Origin of the sequence: Microbacterium radiodurans, assembly GCF_008710705.1 — a bacterium.
Taxonomy (GTDB): Bacteria; Actinomycetota; Actinomycetes; order Actinomycetales; family Microbacteriaceae; genus Microbacterium; species Microbacterium radiodurans.
In genome coordinates this window covers 718616-734153 of record NZ_VYRZ01000001.1, presented here as the reverse complement: position 1 = coordinate 734153, position 15538 = coordinate 718616, and the positions used below count along the sequence as shown (strand labels likewise).

At 71.4% G+C, this 15538-nt stretch carries 11 protein-coding genes; 1 reads left to right on the top strand and 10 read right to left on the bottom strand.

Annotation, left to right across the window (positions count from 1 at the left end; translation table 11 throughout):
• Positions 1-152: 152 nt before the first annotated feature.
• The 3 genes from F6B42_RS03470 to F6B42_RS03460 are packed head-to-tail and all read right to left on the bottom strand — an operon-like array spanning position 153 to position 3585.
• Positions 153-998: a transglutaminase family protein gene (locus tag F6B42_RS03470; protein WP_150418181.1), complete on the bottom strand. Its 846-nt coding sequence runs from the start codon at positions 996-998 to the stop codon at positions 153-155.
• The gene (locus tag F6B42_RS03465; RefSeq protein ID WP_150418180.1) at positions 995-1927 is read right to left on the bottom strand and encodes an alpha-E domain-containing protein; all 933 of its coding nucleotides are present in this window, start codon (positions 1925-1927) and stop codon (positions 995-997) included. The genes F6B42_RS03470 and F6B42_RS03465 overlap by 4 nt, the downstream gene beginning before the upstream one ends.
• Entirely contained in the window at positions 1921-3585 is a 1665-nt protein-coding gene (locus F6B42_RS03460; protein WP_150418179.1) for a circularly permuted type 2 ATP-grasp protein, read from the bottom strand. Before F6B42_RS03460 ends, F6B42_RS03465 begins: the two co-directional genes overlap by 7 nt.
• A gap of 295 nt (positions 3586-3880) precedes the next feature.
• Between F6B42_RS03460 and F6B42_RS03455 the strand changes: the two genes are divergently transcribed.
• Positions 3881-4768: an aldo/keto reductase gene (locus F6B42_RS03455; RefSeq protein WP_150418178.1), complete on the top strand. Its 888-nt coding sequence runs from the start codon at positions 3881-3883 to the stop codon at positions 4766-4768.
• A 317-nt stretch (positions 4769-5085) separates the two neighbouring features.
• Here F6B42_RS03455 and F6B42_RS03450 read toward each other — a convergent pair whose 3' ends face one another.
• The 7 genes from F6B42_RS03450 to F6B42_RS03420 all read right to left on the bottom strand — a co-directional run bounded on the left by F6B42_RS03450 (position 5086) and on the right by F6B42_RS03420 (position 15496).
• On the bottom strand, positions 5086-8787 hold the full coding sequence (locus F6B42_RS03450; protein WP_150418177.1) for a bifunctional proline dehydrogenase/L-glutamate gamma-semialdehyde dehydrogenase: 3702 nt from the start codon (positions 8785-8787) through the stop codon (positions 5086-5088).
• 76 nt (positions 8788-8863) lie between these two features.
• Positions 8864-9424: an acyl-CoA thioesterase gene (locus tag F6B42_RS03445; RefSeq protein WP_150418176.1), complete on the bottom strand. Its 561-nt coding sequence runs from the start codon at positions 9422-9424 to the stop codon at positions 8864-8866.
• A 78-nt stretch (positions 9425-9502) separates the two neighbouring features.
• Positions 9503-11044 carry an arabinosylfuranosidase ArfA gene (gene arfA / locus F6B42_RS03440; protein WP_150418175.1) on the bottom strand — a complete coding sequence of 514 codons (1542 nt, stop codon included), beginning with the start codon at positions 11042-11044 and terminating at the stop codon, positions 9503-9505.
• 45 nt (positions 11045-11089) lie between these two features.
• Positions 11090-12025, bottom strand: a complete 936-nt coding sequence (locus F6B42_RS03435) for a carbohydrate ABC transporter permease (RefSeq protein WP_396652442.1) — start codon at positions 12023-12025, stop codon at positions 11090-11092.
• Positions 12022-12993, bottom strand: a complete 972-nt coding sequence (locus tag F6B42_RS03430) for a carbohydrate ABC transporter permease (RefSeq protein ID WP_150418174.1) — start codon at positions 12991-12993, stop codon at positions 12022-12024. The genes F6B42_RS03435 and F6B42_RS03430 overlap by 4 nt, the downstream gene beginning before the upstream one ends.
• Positions 12990-14336, bottom strand: coding sequence for an extracellular solute-binding protein (locus F6B42_RS03425; RefSeq protein ID WP_150418173.1), 1347 nt, complete (start codon positions 14334-14336; stop codon positions 12990-12992). The genes F6B42_RS03430 and F6B42_RS03425 overlap by 4 nt, the downstream gene beginning before the upstream one ends.
• Before the next feature lie 128 nt (positions 14337-14464).
• Positions 14465-15496, bottom strand: coding sequence for a LacI family DNA-binding transcriptional regulator (locus tag F6B42_RS03420; RefSeq protein ID WP_150418172.1), 1032 nt, complete (start codon positions 15494-15496; stop codon positions 14465-14467).
• Positions 15497-15538 lie beyond the last annotated feature (42 nt).

Genomic DNA, 15538 nt, shown 5'->3' with positions numbered 1-15538 from the left:
GCCACCTGTCGTCGCCGCGGGCGCGAAACGACAGCACGCGCCGACTTCGCCGACCCCGCCAACCGCACCCCGTACGAACCCGGCGCCACCTGTCGTCGCCGCGGGCGCGAAATGACAGCACGCGCCGACTTCGCCGACGCGGCGGAGAGGCCTCAGGCCTCGCGGGTGATCGTCACGGCCACGTGCAGCGCGCTCTTGTAGGGTCCCGCGAACACGCCGCGCAGTGGCGGCACGTCGCTGTAGTCGCGCCCGCGGCCGACGAGCACGTGGCGATCGCTGATCTCGATGTTGTTGGTCGGGTCGAAGCCCTGCCAGTCGCCCGCGAACCACTCGACCCATGCGTGCGATTCGCCCGTGACGGGCACACCGACCTCGGCGTTCGGATCGGGATGCAGGTACCCCGACACGTACCGCGCGGGGATGCCGACGCTGCGCAGCGCCCCGAGCGTGATGTGGGCGATGTCCTGGCAGACGCCCTTGCGCTCGGGCCACGACTCCGCTGCGGTGGAGTGGACGCCGGTGACACCGGGCATGTACTCGACCGCATCGCCGATCGCGATCGCGATCGCGTGCGCCGCCGGACCCGGCTCGTCGTGCGCGACCGCGATCTCGCGGGCGAGCTTCGCGACCTCGGGGTGCGGGGCGGTGCGGGCCGTCTGACCGAGCTGCTCGACGGTGTGGATCGAGCGCTCCGCCTCGGCGGCCAGGTCGTCCCACGAGATCCCGCGGTGCTCGATCGGGCGCGGGCGCACCTCGACGAGCGACCGCGCGGTGATGGAGAGCGACCGGTGCGCGGCGAGCACGTCGAAGGCGGCGACGCGCGTGCCGAAGTAGTCGGCGTAGTGGTTGACCGCCGTGGTGGGTTCGATGTCGAGCTGCGAGCTCAGCACGAACTGACTGTCGGTGGAGCTCGGCAGCATCCGAGCCTCGTTGTAGGACGCACCGACGTCGCCGGGATAGGTGAATCCGGTGGCGTGCTCGATGCGCAGACGCTTCACGAGGTCTCTCCGATCCAGTTCGGCTCCGCGGCGGTGGGGAAGAATCGGCCGCGGATGGCTTCCGACGCCTCCCGGGTCACCCGCTGGACGTTGTCCATGTGCTCGGGCAGCTCCGAGAGGATCTCGGGCAGCGGCCGGTACTCGAGGTCGTTGCGGATGCGGCCGAGTGCCCGCAGCACCGCGTTCGAATGGCCGACGCGATCGGCGACGGGGTCGATCGCGCTCATGCACTCCTCCGCCCGCTGGATCGAGTGGATGATCGAGCGCGGGAAGAGCCGGTCGAGCAGCAGGAACTCCGCCGCGTTGCGGGCCGACGGCATCCCGCGATACGTCCGCAGGTAGGCCTCGTACGCCCCGCACGAGCGGAGGATCGTCGTCCACGAGGGCCCGGACTCCTCGGTCAGCGAGCGCGTCGCGAGCAGCCGCGCGGTCATGTCGGTGCGCTCGATCGATCGGCCGAGCGTGAAGAACTGCCAGGCCTCGTCTCGGCTCGTCGACGAGTCGGTGACGCCCACGGCGAGCGCCGCGCGCTCGCGCACCCAGCCGAAGAACTCGTGCACCTTCTCGGCGTTCAGGCGCCGCGGCATCCGGGAGTACGTCGTGTTCAGGGTCTCCCACAGCTCGGTGGAGACGATCTCACGGGCGCGGCGGGCATTCTCGCGGGCCGACTGCAGCGAGTAGGCGATGCTCGAGGGGTTCGTCCGGTCGACCGCGAGGCGGGTCAGGACGTCCTGGCGGGTGACGGCATCCTGGCCCTCGGGCGGGAACGAGCCCATGACCGACAGGAGCGACCGGCACGCGGTGTCCTCGTCGATCCACGGATCCTCGAGCAGCAGCTGCAGGTGCACGTCGAGGATGCGGGCGGTGCCGTCGCTGCGCTCGATGTAGCGACCGATCCAGAAGAGGCTCTCGGCGATGCGGCTCAGCACGTCGCCCCCCCGGCCTGCTGCTGCTGCTCCTGCTGCTCGCTCAGGCCGCCCGGCGCATCCTGCGGCGAGTGGGCGGGCTCGTCCTGCTCCTCGTAGATGATCGGGATCGCCTGCGTCGACGCCTGATCGGCGACGAGACCGGCGAGGTTGCCCTGGCTGTACTCGAGCGTGCGCGGCGCGTCGCCGCCGACGACCCACGTGTCCTTCGAACCGCCGCCCTGGCTCGAGTTGACGACGAGCTGGCCCTCCGGCAGCGCGACGCGCGTCAGGCCGCCGGGGAGCACCCAGACCTCGTCGCCGTTGTTGACCGCGAAGGGGCGCAGGTCGGCGTGACGCGGGCGCATCCCGTCCTCGACGAGCGTCGGGATGGTCGAGAGCATGACGACCGGCTGCGCGATCCACCCGCGCGGGTCGGCGAGGAGCTTCTTGCGGAGCTTCTCGAGCTCGGCGGGCGACGCGTCGGGACCGACCACGAGCCCCTTGCCGCCCGAGCCGTCGACCGGCTTCACGACGAGCTCGTCGAGGCGGTCGAGCACCTCCTCGAGGGCGTTCGGATCCTCGAGGCGCCACGTGTCGACGTTCTTGAGGATCGGCTCCTCGGCGAGGTAGTACCGGATGAGGTCGGGCACGTAGGTGTAGAGCAGCTTGTCGTCGGCGACGCCGTTGCCCACGGCGTTCGCGATCGTCACGTTGCCCAGGCGCGCGGCGAGCATGAGCCCGGGAGCCCCGAGCATCGAGTCGGCGCGGAACTGCAGCGGGTCGAGGAAGTCGTCGTCGACCCGGCGGTAGATGACGTCGACGCGCTGCGGGCCGCGCGTCGTGCGCATGAAGACCTTGCCGCCCGAGCAGACGAGGTCGCGACCCTCGACGAGCTCGACGCCCATGAGGCGGGCGAGGAGCGTGTGCTCGAAGTACGCCGAGTTGTACACGCCCGGCGTGAGCACCACGACGTTCGGGTCGTCGACCCCGGGCGGGGCGGACGCGCGCAGCGCCTGCAGCAGCTTGTTGGGGTACTCGCCCACGGGGCGGACCCGCATCGAGACGAACAGCTCGGGCAGCGTCTGCGCCATGACGCGCCGGTTCGAGATGACGTAGCTGACGCCCGAGGGCACCCGCACGTTGTCCTCGAGCACGCGCATCTCGCCGTGCTCGTCGCGGATGAGGTCGATGCCGGCGACCTGGATGCGCACGCCGTTGGCCGAGCGGATGCCGGCGGCCTGCCGGTAGTAGTACTGCGACGAGGCGATGAGCTTCGCCGGCAGCACCCCGTCGCGCACGCAGAACTGGTGGCCGTAGGCGTCGTCGAGGAAGGCCTCGAGCGCCCGCACCCGCTGCTTGACCCCGGACTCGACGTGCGACCACTCGTCGTAGTCGATGACGCGGGGCACGGCGTCGAGCGGGAAGGGCCGCTCCTCGCCCGCGAAGTCGAAGGTGACGCCCTGCGCGAGGTAGGAGCTCGCGAGCGACTCGGTGCGGCCCCGCAGCTCCTCCTGCGTCATCTGCGCAAGGGCCTGGTGGAGCTCGCGGTAGGCGCCGCGCGAGGATGCCGTGGCCCCCGGTCCCGCACTCGTGTCGAACATCTCGTCGAAGGCCGGCACGCCCGACACGGTCTTGCGGGGCGCGAGGGTCGAGCCGTAGCCGTCGAAGAGGTCACCCATGGGTGCGAGCCTAATCCGGGCCGTGTTGCGCCAGTGTTTCCCGCCGCCGTGTTGACACCGGCGCGCCGGTTCCGTGTGCCCGTTCGGGGCGTCGGCGACTCGGGCGCGCCCCGACGCAGCGATACGTTTGTCGGGCATGTGGTGCACGAGTGCGCTCGAACGGCCCGTGACGGCTCGGCAGCCCCGCCCGTCCGACGGATGTATCACTGAAGGGCGCCTATACCCCGGCGCAACCCTCTGTCGCCGGCCCGCATCCGCCTGCCAGGCTGAGACCCCACCCCGTCGAAGGAGACCCATGCAGCAGCGCACCCTCGGACCGTTCACCGTCTCGGCCATCGGCCTCGGCGCCATGCCCATGTCGATGAACAGCGACAACCAGCTCCCCGAGCGCGAGGACGCCGTCGCCACCGTGCACGCCGCCCTCGACGCCGGCGTCACCCTGATCGACACCGCCGACATCTACGCCCCCAGCTGGGACGCGATGGGCCACAACGAGGAGATCGTCGCGGCGGCCCTCTCGTCGTGGGGCGGCGACCGGTCGCAGATCGTCGTGGCCACCAAGGGCGGCATCACCCGCACCGAGGAGAAGGACTTCGGCCGCGATGGATCGCTCGACTACCTCCGCAGCGCCGTCGACGCCTCGCTGCGCCGCCTCGAGGTCGACGTCATCGACCTGTACCAGTACCACCGGCCCGACCGCTGGATGGTCTATGGCGAGGTGATGGAGAACCTCAAGACGATCCAGCAGGAGGGCAAGATCCGCGCCCTCGGCATCTCGAACGCGAGCGTCGAGGAGATCGCCATCGCCCAGGAGGTGCTGGGCGACACCCTGGTGAGCGTTCAGAACGAGTTCTCGCCGCGGCATCCGTTCGCCTACAACGAGCTGCGCCACTGCGCCGAGCACGGACTCGCGTTCCTGCCGTGGAGCCCGCTCGGCGGCACCGGCGGTCCGGGTCGCTCGGTCGGCGAGCGCTTCGCCGCCTTCGCCGACGTCGGCCGCGACCACGGCGTGAGCGCGCAGCAGGTCGTGCTGGCGTGGGAGCTGAGCCTCGGCGACACGGTCATCCCGATCCCGGGCGCGCGTCGGGCCGAGTCGATCGTCGACAGCGCGAAGGCCGCCGACCTGCAGCTCTCCTCCGACGAGCTCACCCGCCTGTCGGATTCGCTCGGCATCGAGGTCTGACCGCGGTCCTCCCGAGCCCACCCCGTCTGCCTGAGCCCACCCTGAATGAGCAGGGCGGAAGGGGTGGGCTCGGTTGTCAGGGGTGGGCTCGGGCGCAAACCGCGGTGCAGCCGGCAGCCGAACGGCGCAGGATGCCGTGGACGAGCATCACCGCACCGCCGGCGGCCCCGACGAGGACCGGCACGCCATGACGCCCAGCCCACCCGAAAGCTTGCAACCCACCCCGTGCAGACCGCGAATGAGGGGCCGGCTCGGGCATTGCGGGTCCGCACGGCACCATCAGGCCGGCCGCAACCCGGCGCCGACTCGGCCGCGGCTCAGATGACCGACGCGGACCAGTCGTCGGGATTGCCGAAGCGGTGGGCGGTGATCGTCACCGACTGCTCGTGCACGAACGGCAGCAGTTCGATGCGGCCGGCGGTGGTCACCTCATCGGCGTACACCGCGAGATCGGGATCTCCGCCGGTGGCTTCGGCGAGCAGCCCCCTCAGGTCGTCGACAGCGGCACGGCCGTCGTCCCCGACACCGCCGACGAGACGTACGCGCGCCGGGCGGCGCCCGGGCGCGGCGAGTCGCTCGAGCCACTCGCCGTCGGTCTCGACCGACACCGGGATGTCGACGTCTCCCAGCGCGCGGCGCACCTCGGCGGGCAGCCCGACGGGCACGCTCAGGCTCACCGCGGAGCCGGCCCGGATCCCGGCGACCAGCACGCGCAGCACCGCCTGCCACGGCGCATCGGCCGTCGCCCGCACCGCCGTGTCGACGGGCCGGTAGCGGAACAGGTTCCGCTCGACACCCAGCCGCGAGACGTCGCGCACGCGACCGAACTCGCGGTCCCAGCTCACGGCGTCCGAGAGCGCGCCGCGGCGCAGCCACTCGAAGGACTCGTAGTCGAGGGTCGGCTGCGCCGCCTCGATGATCGTCGTGATCCGCGAGTCGAGGCCGCGCAGGTGAAGGGTGGAGGATGCCGCGCCGCTCGTCGCGCGCCACGAGCCGAGACCGATGAGGTAGTTCGGGCCGCCGGCCTTCGTGACGGCTCCGACCGATGAGCGCTTCCAGCCGCCGAAGGGCTGGCGCTGCACGATCGCCCCGGTGATGCCGCGATTGACGTAGAGGTTGCCCGCCTCGACCCGGTCGAGCCAGCGCTCGAGGTCGTCGGGGTCCTGGGTGTGGAGCCCCGCGGTCAGCCCGTAGGCGACCGCGTTCTGCAGCTCGATCGCCTCGTCGAGGGTCCGCGCGTGCAGGATGCCGAGCACCGGACCGAAGAACTCCTCGAGGTGCATGCGCGACCCCGCGCTGACGCCGGTGCGGATGCCGGGGCTCCAGTACCGCCCCGAGTCCTCGCCGTCGGGATCGAGCCGCTGGGGCTCGACGAGCCACCGCTCCCCCTCGTCGAGGGTCGTCAGCGCCCATTCGAGCTTGCCGCTCGGCGGCTCGATCACGGGCCCGACCTCGCTCGTCGGGTCACTCGGCGGCCCTACCCGCAGCGAGCGCGTCGCGTCGACGAGCTGCCGCGCGAACCGCTTCGAGCGTCCGACGGGTCCGACGAGGATCGCGAGCGACGCCGCGGAGCACTTCTGGCCGGCGTGGCCGAACGCGCTCCTGATGAGGTCGGCGGCGGCCAGGTCGAGGTCGGCCGACGGCATGACGACGATCGCGTTCTTTCCGCTCGTCTCGGCCAGCAGCGGCAGGTCGGCGCGCCACGAGCGGAAGAGGGCCGCGGTGTCCCACGATCCCGTGAGGATGACACGATCCACGGCGTCGTGCGTGATCAGCCGCTGCCCGAGCTCGCCCTCGTCGATGTCGACCAGCGCGAGCACCTCACGCGGCACGCCGGCCTCCCACAGCGCCTCGGCGACGACGGCAGCGCACCGCCGCGCCTGCGGAGCGGGTTTGAAGACGACGCCCGAGCCGGCCGCGAGCGCAGCGAGCACGCCGCCGGCGGGGATCGCGATGGGGAAGTTCCACGGCGGTGTCACGACGGTGACGGCGGCCGGCACGAACCGGGCGCCGCTGACACGGTCGAGCTCGCGAGCGGTCGCCGCGTAGTAGGCGGCGAAGTCGACGGCCTCGCTGACCTCGACGTCGGCCTCGGCGAGCACCTTGCCCGTCTCGGCCGCCGCGACCTCGATGAGCTCGGCCCGGCGCGACTCGAGGGCCCGCGACGCGGCCAGCAGCACGGCGCTCCGGTCGGCGGCGGGCAGGGCGCCCCACGAGCCGGCCGCGCCGGCCACGGTCGCGACGATCCCCTCGAGCGCGTCCGCGTCGGCGACCCGCGCCGCCGCGATCGTCTCGACCCCCGCGGTGCTGCCGTCGATCCGCGAGAGGATGCCGCGGGCCCACGCGCGGTTGACGGCGAGCGCCGGGTCGGTGTCGGGGGCGTTCGAGAAGCCGGGGGCGCCGAGCGCGGGGGTGCTGCGCGACTCGCGCGGCGCGTAGACGGCGGTCTCGACGAACCTCTCGCCGCCGAACAGCACATCGTCGCCGTCGCTCAGCGCGGTGGTGTCGGATGCCTGCGCGGCATCCGCGATCCCGAGCACCGCCTGGGTCAGACCGTCGTCGCCGTCCGCCGGGTCGCGGGTGATGCGGTTGGGCAGGAGCGCCCGCAGCGGGACCGTGCGGTCCTGGATGCGGCGCGGACCGGTCGGGAGCCCCGGATCGTGAGCACGCTCGAGCGACGCGAGGAACCGATCGCGTTCGCGCTCGAACAGCGACGCGTCGGTCGCGAGATCGAAGGCGGCGGAGAGGAAGTTCTCGCTCGAGGCGTTCTCCTCGAGGCGGCGCACCAGGTAGCTGATGGCGACGTCGAACTCGTCGGGACGCACGACGGGGACGTAGAGCAGCACCTGCCCGACCTCGCGCGAGACCGCGGCGACCTGACCCTGGGCCATGCCGAGGAGCATCTCGACCTCGACGTCGGCGGTGACGCCCCGCTCGGTCGCGAGCAGCCAGGCGAAGGCGATGTCGAACAGGTTGTGACCGGCGACTCCGATCCGCACGGCCCTCGTGCGCTCGGGACGGAGCGCGGCGTCGAGGCAGCGCAGGTAGGTCGCGTCGGTGTCGAGCTTGCTCGCGTGGGTCGCCTCGGCCCAGCCGTGCATCGCGGCATCCACCCGCTCCATCGCGAGGTTCGCGCCCTTGACCAGGCGCACTTTGATGGGAGCGCCGCCGGCGGCGACCCGCTCGGCCGCCCAGGCGGTCAGCTCGTCGAGCGCCTCGCCCGCGTCGGGCAGGTAGGCCTGCAGCACGATGCCCGCTTCGAGTCCGCGCAGCCGCTCGTCCTCGAGCAGCCGCGTGAAGACGGCGATCGTCAGATCGAGGTCGCGGTACTCCTCCATGTCGAGGTTGATGAACGTGCCGTCGCGCGCGGCGTCCAGATACAGCGGGAGCAGCCGCTCGACGACGTCCGCGACGACCTCGTCGAAGGCCCACATCGAGATGCGGCTCATGATCGCCGACACCTTCACCGAGACGTAGTCCACGTCGTCCCGCCGGATGAGGTCGTGGATGCCGGCGAGCCGCCGCTCCGCCTCGGCCTCGCCGAGCACCGCCTCGCCGAGCAGGTTGAGGTTCAGTCGCGCGCCCGACTCGCGGATGCGGGCGAGCGCCGGTCCGAGCTTGTGCGGTCGGGCGTCGACCACGAGGTGCCCGACCATCTCGCGCAGCGCCGCCCGGGCGATCGGCACCACCGGCGTCGGGAGGACGGGAGCGACCGCCCCGCCGATCCGCACCGCGCCGCGGAGGTACCAGGGCAGGAAGCCGGGAACGAGCGGGGCGACGTGATGCAGTCGGGTGGCCGCGGCGGCGACGCTCTCGGGGCGCATGACGCCGTCGACGAAGCCGATCGTGAAGGGCAGTCCGTTGGGGTCGTTCAGAACACCGGCGAGGCGCTGCGCCGCGGCATCCGAGGCCACCTCCGCCTCGGCGTGGACCCATCGTTCGGCGAGGGCGACGGCGCGACCGGCCAGAGTGTCGGAGGAGCCGGCGGGGGTGGTGCCGGACGGGACGGTGTCGGACATGCCGTCAGCCTATGTCGCACCCCACCGGGCGTCGCCGCGCCGCTCCGGTTCGCGTCGCGGCGGTACGGCCGCGGTGTCAGGTCCAGATGCTCGGGGCCTCGGCGCGGGTCGAGGGAAGCGCCGTCGCCGCGGCCCACTCGGCCATCCACGGCTCGAGCTCGGGCAGGTCGTCGGGCCGCCCGAGCGCTGCGAAGAGCTCGTCGAGCGGCACGATGCCGCCGGAGCGGCGCAGGAAGCGCGAACGGACGAGCATCTCGGCGTAGACCTCGCCGTCCACCACGGCGCGCTGCACCATGTACACCGATTTGTCGTCGTGCCCGTGCAGCCGGGTCTCGACCGTGAAGCGCTGCCAGAGGTTCAACGACTTGCGGAAGGTGATCGTGCTGCTGGCGACCACGCCGTACCAGCCCTGCTTCTCGAAGACGCCCCAGATGCCGGTGCGGATGAGCAGATCGAACCGGCCGAGGTCGAACAGCGACGGGTAGCGCCCGTTGTTCATGTGGCCGAGCAGGTCGATGTCGGTCGGCAGCGTCCGCAGCCGCAGCCGCCCGACGGTCATCGGGGGCCGGGCTCCCTGCCGGCGCAGCAGCGCCCGCGCTCGCCACATGGTCAGAAGGGTCCGCCACCACACGTTCACGAGGGGCGACACTAGCGGATGCCGCATCCCCCCGGCGGCATCCGTTGTCCCCTTCCGACAAGACACCGCCGGCCGGGCTCACGCCCGCGCGGCCTCCAGCACGATGACCGACCACGACAGGGCGGGCAGCGTCGCGCGCAGCACGCCCTCGTCGAGCCCGACCCCGCGCAGGGGCTTGAGGCCGACGGCATCCTGGTCCTGCTCGGTGTTCGCCGCGAGCCGGTCCCCGCCCTCGGGAACGGTCAGCACCTCGGCCGACACGACGCTCGACGCCCCGAGTCCGCGCAGCTCGAGCGAGATCTCGGTCTCGGACTCGAGCGAGCGGTTCGCGACGAACAGCGCGACGCGGCCGGTCGCGTCGTCCCACGTCGCGGCGGCGTCGACGACGTCCACATCGCCGAACTTCGCCGTCGGGGTCTGGTCGGCGTCGACGGCGAGGCGCAGCACGCGGCCCTGAGCCAGCTGCGACATCCGCGCGAACGGCCAGAAGATCGACTGGCGCCACGCGGGCCCGCCCTCCTCCGAGCGGATCGGGGCGATGACGTTGACCAGTTGCGCCTGGTTCGCGATGCGCACGCGGTCGCCGTGGCGCAGCAGGCTGTGCAGGAACGTGCCGACGACGACGGCGTCGGTGACGTTGTAGGCGTCCTCGATGAGCCGCGGGTGGGCGCGCCACTGCTTCGACGCCGAGACGATGTGCGGCTGGTCCTCCGTGTCGAGGCCGCGCTGGTACCAGACGTTCCACTCGTCGAACGAGATGTCGACCTGCCGGCGGTGCTTTCCGGCGGCCTTGACCGCGTCGATCGTCGAGACGACGCCGTCGATGAAGGCGTCCATGTCGACGGCCTCGGCGAGGAAGGATGCCGCGTCGCCGCCGTCCTCCTGGTAGTAGGCGTGCATCGAGATGTAGTCGACCTCGTCGTAGGCGTGCGTGAGCACGGTGTGCTCCCACGAGCCGAAGGTCGGCATCTGCCGGTTCGACGATCCGACCGCGACGAGCTCGATGTCGGGGTCGACGAGCCGCATCGCCTTGGCCGTCTCCTGCGCGAGCCGTCCGTACTCGTGGGCGGTCTTGTGCCCGATCTGCCACGGCCCGTCGAGCTCGTTGCCCAGGCACCAGAGGCGGATGTCGAACGGGTCGGCCGAGCCGTTGCGGCGTCGGAGGTCCGACCAGTACGTGCCTCCGGCGTGGTTGGCGTATTCGACGAGCGCGCGGGCCTCGTCCACACCGCGCGTGCCGAGGTTCACCGCCTCCATGACCTCGACCTGGGCCTCACGAGCCCAGTCGACGAACTCGTGGAGTCCGAACGCGTTCGTCTCCACCGTGTGCCAGGCGCCGTCGAGCCGGTGCGGGCGATCGGCCACCGGGCCGACCCCGTCCTCCCAGTTGTATCCCGAGACGAAATTGCCGCCGGGGTAGCGCACGACGGTGGCACCGAGCTCCTTCACGAGCGAGAGCACGTCGCGGCGGAACCCCCGCTCGTCGGCCTGCGGGTGGCCGGGCTCGAAGATGCCGGTGTAGACGCAGCGGCCCATGTGCTCGACGAACGAGCCGAAGAGGCGGCGCGGCACCTCGGCCACGGTGAAGTCGCGATCGATGACGATGCGGGCGCGGGGCATGATGCTCCTGTTCTTTCGGGGTGGGGATGTCGGTGCGGCCGCGCGTCACTGACCGCCGAAGCCTGTCGTCGCGACGCCGCGGACGATCTGCTTCTGGAAGATCAGGAAGACGATGATCAGCGGCAGCGAGGCGAGCACGGCCTGGGCCATGACCTGGGCGTACTGCACGCCGTAGGCGCTGATGACGGTCTGGAGGCCGACGGGGAGGGTCATGAGGGTCGTGTCGTTGATCACGAGGAAGGGCCAGAGGAAGTTGTTCCACGCCGTGATGAACACGAAGATGGCGACGGCGCCGAGGATCGGGCGCGACAACGGCAGCACGATCGACCAGAACACGCGGAAGCGTCCGGCGCCGTCGACGCGCGCGGCGTCCTCGAGCTCGACCGGCACCTGGTCGAAGAACTTCTTCAGGATGAAGACCATCGCCGGGGCGACGACCTGCGGCAGGATCAGGCCCCACGGGGTGTCGACGAGGTTGAAGGCGAGCATCTCGTAGAAGAGCGGGATGATCAGCACCTGCGGCGGGATGACGATCGAGGCGATGACGGCGCCGTACAGCAGCCGCTTGCCGCGGAACTCCAATCGCGAGAACGCGTAGGCGGCCACGGCCGAGATCGCGAGCGTGATGAGCGTGATCGCGGCGGAGGTCCACAGGCTGTTGCCCGCCCAGATCCAGACGTTGCCCTGCGAGAGGATCGACGTGAAGGCCTCGGTGGTGGGTCCGCTCTCACCGACCCAGCCGCCGGCGCCGGATGCGGCATCCGTCTCGGTCTTGAAGGCGGTGGCGAGCGCCCAGAGGAACGGCAGCAACCAGCCGATCGCCATGAGGGCCAGCGCGATGAACGCGATGATGTTGAGGGGCCCGAACCGGCGGTGCCCGGCTCCGGAGGCGCGTCGGTCGGCGGGAACGCCCGGCGCGACGATCGAGCGGGTGGGCGCGGCGGTGTCCGATGCTGCGGTGCCCGGTGCTGTCGTGCTCACGAGTGCTCCTTCCGGCGACGCGTGGCGAGGGCCTGGACGACCCCGATGAGGACGATGACGGCGAAGAAGACGTACGAGATCGCGGCGGAGTACCCGAAGCGGTAGCCGACGAAGCCGGCCTCGTAGACGTATTGCACGATCGAGCGGGTGGTCTCGCTCGCGATGCCTCCGAGCATCTGGTACGCCTGGTCGAACAGCTTGAGCGAGGCGAGAACCTGCAGGATCACGATCAGCAGCGTGATCTGACCGAGCTGCGGGATCGTGATCGAGAACAGCTTGCGCCATTCCCCCGCGCCGTCGATGGATGCCGCTTCGTACTGCGTCTCGGGGATGTTCTGCAGGGCCGCGAGGTAGAGCAGGAAGTTGAAGCCGACCGTCCACCAGACCGTCGCGATGACGATCGCGAGCATGTTGGTGTCGGGGTTCTGCAACCACGCGATCGGCTCGAGTCCGACGGCCTCGAGGAGGCCGTTGGCCGCCCCGATCTGCGGGTTGAAGATCCAGACCCAGATCTGCGAGATGACGGTCGAGGCCAGCAGGTAGGGCATGAAGAACGACAGCCGCCAGAGCCACTGACCGGGCAGCCCCCGGTGAACGAGCAGCGCCATGACGAGGGCGAGCACGACGAGCGGCACGGTCGAGAGCACCGTGAACCACGCGGTGTTGCCCAGCGAGCGCCACATGACGGGGTCGCCGAGCGCCTCCACGTAGTTGGCGACGCCGACGAACGATCCGCCGGTGCCGGTGAGCGACTGGTCGGTGAAGCTCAGGTAGAGCCCGTGCAGCAGCGGCCAGACGAGGAAGAGGGCGAAGGCGACGAGGAACGGCGCGAGGAAACCCCACGCGATCCGCTGCTCGCCCCGGTCGCCGACGTGCCGGTGCCGGCCGCCGCGCTGGCCGGTGACGATCGTGCGGGTGGCGGCGGTGTCGGCGATGCCGGTGCGCCCCGAGCTCGTGTCGAGGGTCATGCCGCACCTCCCGCGGATCCGTCGGGGTCGGCCGGATTCGGTGTCTGCAGCTGCTGGTCGATGCGGGCGCGGAAGCGGCTGAGCGCCGCCGCGGGATCGGCGCCCTGCAGGAGGACGTTCTGCACCGCGGCCCCGAAGTCGGCCTGGAAGCGCGACCCCGAGCCGGTGAACCACGCCGGCGGGTCGTAGCGGACGAGCTCCGCCGCCTCGGCGTAATGCGCCTGCGGCAGCAGCTCGGCGTAGGCCGGCGACTGCGTGACCGGCAGGTAGGCGGGGATGTGCCCGGCCTCGGCCCAGTCGAACGATCCCTTCAGGATGTCGGCGACGAAGCGGTAGACCAGGTCGCGCGACGCCTCGTCGGGCGCGCTCTGGTGCGGCAGGGTGAAGGCGTGCGAGTCGGCGTACACCGACGGCGTGCCGAACAGGGTGGGGATGATCGTCGCATCGATCGGCAGGCCGGCCTGCTGCATCGACCGCAGCTCCCAGACGCCGGTGAGGAACAGTCCGCTGCGACCCGTCGCGAATTCGGCGATGGCGCTCTGGTAGTCGGCGCTGCGGGCGGCGAGCTCGTCGTCGAGCAGCTGCTGCATGAAGGTCAGCGACGCGAGCGCGGCGTCGTCGTCGATCTCGGCCGGGCCGCCCTGCGGGAGCTCCATCTCGATGCCGTGCTGCGTGTAGAGCGTGTAGAACAGGCGCCACATCTGCGCGCCGTCGCCGAGATACCCGTAGGAGAGGCCGTGCGACTGCGAGACGGCGGCGACCGACCGGACGAGCTCGAGGAACTCGTCCGGCGAACCGACCGGCAGGAGCTTGCCGTCGGCATCCAGCACTCCCGCCTCGCCGCAGATGTCGGTGTTGTACATGAGGATGAACGGGTGCGCGTCGAGGGCGATGCTGTAGAGATCGTCCCCGATGAAGCCCTTGTTCCAGACCGCGTCGGGGAAGTTGTCGGCGCTCACGCCGAGCTCGGCGAGTCGGCCGGTGTCCCACGTGTCGAGCAGACCGCCCGGGGCGTAGCCGACGACGCGCGACGCGTGCATGATCGACACGTCCGGCGCCCGACCTCCCGCCGCGGCCATCGCGAGCTTGGTGTAGTACGGCTCGCCCCAGGCGAGCACGGTCGGCCGGATGCGGTAGTCGTTCTGCGCCCCGTTGACGGCGTCGAGCAGTCCCGACATCGTGACGCCGTCGGCGCCGGAGAGCAGATGCCAGAACTGCAGCGTCCGCGCGTTCGCCCCGGCGCCCCCGGGGGTGGCGGCGCACGACGCGAGGAACGCCGTTCCGGCGAGGGCGGCGGCTCCGGTGAGGAACCGGCGCCGACTGAGTTCGAGCGGTGGGGCCATGGGTCACTCCCTTGTGACGATCCGACGATCCGACGATCCGAGGTGGTCCCACCATTACATCGATGTAATCGCCGCGCAAGACCCTGCCGTGCAGAGTCCCCGTCGGGTGAGCCCCGTCGGCTGCGGCCTCAGCCGTGGCGAGTGGTGCTCGAGCGGGTGACCACGCGGTGCGGCACGGCGACCGCGCGCACCGGCGCGGCGGCATCCGCCATGCGCTCTTCGAGCAGGGCGATCGTCGCCCGAGCGAAATCGGCGCGATCGAACGAGACCGTCGTGAGGTCGGGGGTCGTGTATCGGGCGAGCTCGACGTCGTCGAAGCCGCACACGAGCACGTCACCGGGCACGCGGATGCCGGCGCCGGCCAGCGCGCTCAGGGCGCCGACCGCGAGGGAATCGGTGAAGCAGAAGACCGCGTCGAAGGCCGCGCCGCGGGTGAGGAGCTCGCGCACGCCCTGCGCTCCCGCGGACATGTTCCACGGCAGCGTGTCGACCTCGCGATCGGGCTCGGGCTCGAGCCCGGCCTCGGCGAGCGCGTCGTGCATCCCGGCCAGCCGCAGGCGGCTCGTCGCGGTCGCGCCCTCGGCGCGGGAGTCGCCACCGATGGCGGCGATGCGCCGCGCACCCTGTGCGATGAGGTGCGCCACCACGTCCCGCGCGCCCGCGCGGCTGTCGACGAGGACGCGGTCGGTGGAGTGCTGCTCGACCTCGCCGATCACGACGATCGGCGGCAGCCGTGCGTCGCGCTCGATGACGCTGTCCTCGATGCGGATCGGATTCAGGATGAGGCCGTCGACGAGATGCGTGCGGGCTCGCGACACCAGGTCCCGCTCGCGCTCGGGCGAGGCCGCGGTCTCCTCGATCTGAACCGCGAACCCGCGTTCGTGCGCGGCCTCCACGAGGTGGTGGAGCATGTCGGCCGAGAAGGCCGTGGCGAGATCGGGCAACGCCAGGGCGATGATGCCCGACCGGCCGTTGCGCAGTCCGCGGGCGCTGAGATTGGGGACGAAGTCGAGCTCGCGCATGGCCGCGCCGACCTTCTCACGCGTCTCGGGCCGGACGACGGCGGTTCCCGTCACGACGTTCGACACCGTCTTGGCCGAGACCCCGGCCAGGGCGGCGACGTCCTTCATGGTGGCGCGGCCGGATCGCTCGTGCGGCATCTGCTCAGACTAGGCCCCGGCGCAGGCGCCGCCGCGGTCGCC